Consider the following 3,774-nt stretch of genomic DNA (forward strand, 5'->3'; position numbering starts at 1 on the left):
CCACGGTCTCCACGATCATCCTGCTGTCATTGATGTGGTGGACGCTGCGCCGCGCCACCGCACCGGTGCGCTCGTTGATGCGGGCGCTGTCCGGGACCACCAGCAGCTACCGCGACGGTGAGTACAACTTCGGCATCTACTGGCCCGGCAATGATGAACTGGGCGATCTGGTGCAGGCACACCGCGAGCTGGGGGAAGTGCTGCGCGCACAACGCCAGGGCCTGGTGCAGCGCGAACTGCTGCTGGACACCATGGTGCAGAACACCCCGGTGGCGATGCTGCTGATCGCCGCCGGTGGCGATGGCATTTCCCGCGTGGTGTTCTCCAACCTGGCCGCGCGCAAGCTGCTGCACAGCGGCTGGAAGCTGGAAGGCCAGCGCATGGAAGACGTGCTCGAGCAGCTGCCGGTGGAACTGCGTGATGCCATCGGCCGCGGCGGCGACAGCCTGTTTGCGGTGAAGTCGGAAAGCGAAGACGGCGTGGAAGGCGACGAGGACGACGAACAGGTCTATCACCTGTCGCGGCGCGCGTTCCAGCTCAACGGCCGCCCGCATGACCTGCTGCTGGTACGCCAGCTCACTGCCGAACTGCGCCGGCAGGAAGTACAGACCTGGAAGAAGGTGATCCGGGTGATCAGCCACGAACTCAACAACTCGCTGGCGCCGATCGCATCGCTGGCGCACTCCGGCGGCGAACTGGTCAAGCGCGAACGCTTCGACCGGCTGCCGGAGATCTTCACCACCATCGAAGACCGCGCMCGCCAYCTGGAAGGCTTCATCCGMGGCTACGCGCGTTTCGCCAAGCTGCCGCARCCGCAGCTGCAGACCGTGCACTGGGCGCCGTTCCTGTCCAGCCTGTGCCAGCAGATTCCGTTCACGATGGAGCGTGCACCTGACGAGGAACTGAGCAGCCGGATCGACATCGCCCAGTTCGGCCAGGCCCTGCTCAACCTGCTGAAGAATGCACACGAGGCCTGCGCCGAAGCCGATCCGCCCAACGACGACGTGCAGGTGCAGCTGACCCGGCTGCCGCAGTGGCTGCGGCTGGATGTGCTGGACCGCGGCAAGGGCATGAACGAGCAGGTGCTGCAGAATGCGCTGATGCCGTTCTATTCGACCAAGCGCAACGGCACCGGGCTGGGGCTGGCCCTCACCCGCGAGATCGTCGAGGCGCACGGTGGTCGCGTGTCACTGCAGAACCGCACCGACGGCGGGCTGTGTGTGTCGATCCTGTTGCCGGTGGGGTAGGTTTGTTCTTCCTTCCTCTGTTGATGGCTGAAGGTTGAGCATTGTTCATGGGTGTCACTTTTCTTTGTACGCAAAGAAAAGTAACCAGAAGAAGCGTTCCGCCGACCGCGAGCCGTCGTGCTGCGCATCGGTGCTCGGCTCGCTTCAAGACGGACTCGAGAAGCAGAGCAAAAGCATCCACGCATGGCGTGGATCTACTGGGTGCAGCTGYGGCYTTTGACTTGGGTCCGCCTTSAAGCGAGCCGAGCACCGCAGGKCCGGCGRGGGCGRAGAGGCGCGGGTGTCTGAGCGCAGCGAGTTCCGCGCCGTCCCCGRCGGRCCGAGGARCGCAGGGTACCGGTGCGCAGCACCGGCTCGCGGATGGCGGCGCGTTTCTTTTGGTTACTTTTCTTTCCGCGCGGAAAGAAAAGTAACGCCCATGAACGCATGCGCGCGCTTCAGCAATCGGGCGCAAGGGAGAAGCATGGCCTCACGCGCCGCCGGCAAACCCATGCTGGCGCCACGCCTCGTACATCACCACCGCAACGGTGTTGGACAGGTTGAGGCTGCGGTTGTCCGGCCGCATCGGCAGGCGCAGCCGGCGACCATCGGGCAGGGCATCAAGCACGTCCTGCGGCAGGCCACGACTTTCCGGGCCGAACAGGAAGGCATCACCGTCGTCGAACGCCACGCTGTCATAGCGGACGCTGGCACGCGTACTCAGGGCGAACAACCGCTTCGGTGCGATCCGCGCCAGCGCAGTGTCCAGGTCCGGATGCACCTGCAGGCGCGAGTACTCGTGGTAGTCCAGGCCGGCGCGCTTGAGCTGCTTGTCTTCCAGTGCGAAGCCGAGCGGCTCGACCAGGTGCAGCTGCGCGCCGGTGTTGGCGCAGAGCCGGATCACATTGCCCGTGTTGGGCGGGATTTCCGGTTGGAACAGGATCACGTGGAACTGGGGCGCGGCATTCATCGGCGCAGTGTACCTGCGACGGCGGCCGCCTTTACGACGCACGCCCCGCGCGGGGCAGGGCGGACGTCGCTTACGGGCGCAGCAGGACCTGGGCGGTTTCGGCAGCGAAGGCCTGCAGCTGGGCGGCGCTCGGACGCACCTGCAGGGCCGGCAGGTTGACGATCACCTGGTTGGCGACGCTGGTGGCGGCCGCTGCCAGGGTGGCGGCGTAGCGCTGGGCTTCCTGCTCGGCAGCCAGGGCGACACGCTGCTCCAGGCTCGGGCGCACTTCAACCGAGGCCAGGGTGGTGATCGGCAGCGCGGCGGCGACCGGGCTGGCGATGAAGCCGTCGCGCTCGGCCAGCTGGTCGACGCTGGGGCGCACTTCGACAGTGGCCAGGGTCGGGATGCCGCTGGCCTGTTCCCAGGCCTGCTGGACCAGCTGGTCGGCGGCCGGGCGGACCTGCACGGTGGACAGGGTCTTGATGGATTCGGAGGCCTGCACCGACGAAACAACCGCGGTGCCGGCGATCAGGGCGATGGCGATGGCAATGGTCTTGGCGTTCATGACGGGGCCTGTTTAGTGTTGGTGATCAGTGGTGTGGTAGTAAGGTAGAACACCAGTTCTGGGGATGCAAGCGGAATTTTCGATTTCCTGCTTTTGTTCAGTCTTCAGTCAGCTTTCGTCTGAAGCCCTTCCTGGCGCAGGAAGTACGAAGCAATCCCCGTGCCAACTTTTAGTCGTTGATTCATAAGGGTTTTATGACTCACCGAAAGTGTCCGCAGGGCGGACACCTGTCCATTCGGGGGGCTGCGGACACTGTCCGGACGTGAATCACCACCGTTCGTGACCCGGGGACGGCCAATCACGAAGGCCGATGGGGCCGATCACCCCCAGTGACTGGTGGCCGATACCGGTGGCCGCACGCCCGCGCTAGGATCGGGATTCACCTTCGTGACCAAGGACCCGGATATGTCGCTCACCCTGCGCCCGCGCGCCGCGCTGCTCGCTGTTGCTCTCAGTACTGCCCTCGGCACGCTCGCGCCGACCTACGCGCTGGCGGCCAAGCCGGCCGCGACCAGCAAGGTCGATATCCCGTTCGAGCAGTTCACCCTGCCCAACGGCCTGCGCGTGGTGGTGCATACCGATCGCAAGGCACCGATCGTTGCGGTCAACATCTGGTACCACGTCGGCAGCAAGGACGAGCCCGCCGGTCGCACCGGCTTCGCGCATCTGTTTGAACACCTGATGTTCCAGAGCAGCGAGAACCACGACGGCGAGTACTTCGAACCCTTCAAGCAGGTGGGTGCGACCGGCCAGAACGGCACCACCAATACCGACCGCACCAACTATTTCGAGAACGTGCCGACCACCGCGCTGGACATGGCGCTGTGGATGGAATCGGACCGCATGGGCCATCTGGTGGGCGCGATCGACCAGGCTGCGCTCGACGAACAGCGTGGCGTGGTGCAGAACGAGAAGCGCCAGGGCGAGAACCAGCCCTATGGCCAGGTGTGGGAACAGCTCAACCGCGCGCTGTATCCGGTGGGCCACCCGTACCACCACAGCGTGATCGGCTCGATGAACGATCTCAACGC

The 3,774-nt window shown here is 65.2% G+C and carries 4 protein-coding genes; 2 read left to right on the forward strand and 2 right to left on the reverse strand.

All coding sequences use genetic code 11. The annotated features are described in order from the left end of the window. A partial coding sequence (locus tag AC1VAN_RS14620) for a sensor histidine kinase (RefSeq protein WP_480986066.1) occupies positions 1-1,247 on the forward strand: 1,247 nt, incomplete at its 5' end. Positions 1,248-1,716: 469 nt separating this feature from the next. Here the strand turns inward: AC1VAN_RS14620 and AC1VAN_RS14625 are convergent. Both AC1VAN_RS14625 and AC1VAN_RS14630 read right to left on the reverse strand, forming a co-directional pair. Then, positions 1,717-2,196, reverse strand: coding sequence for a tRNA (cytidine(34)-2'-O)-methyltransferase (locus AC1VAN_RS14625; protein WP_032978095.1), 480 nt, complete (start codon positions 2,194-2,196; stop codon positions 1,717-1,719). 70 nt (positions 2,197-2,266) lie between these two features. Then, a complete protein-coding gene (locus AC1VAN_RS14630; RefSeq protein WP_025875859.1) occupies positions 2,267-2,743 on the reverse strand; it encodes an XAC0231 family protein in 477 nt (158 codons plus the stop codon). A gap of 405 nt (positions 2,744-3,148) precedes the next feature. Between AC1VAN_RS14630 and AC1VAN_RS14635 the strand changes: the two genes are divergently transcribed. Then, on the forward strand, positions 3,149-3,774 hold a 626-nt coding region (locus tag AC1VAN_RS14635), incomplete at its 3' end, for a M16 family metallopeptidase (protein ID WP_480986067.1).

The organism is Stenotrophomonas sp. 05L44_2 (assembly GCF_056665995.1).

Excerpts from the sequence above, each read along its gene's own strand:
- AC1VAN_RS14625 (WP_032978095.1), bottom strand. The coding sequence starts at position 2,196 with ATGAATGCCGCGCCCCAGTTCCACGTGATCCTGTTCCAACCGGAAATC.
- AC1VAN_RS14630 (WP_025875859.1), bottom strand. The coding sequence starts at position 2,743 with ATGAACGCCAAGACCATTGCCATCGCCATCGCCCTGATCGCCGGCACC.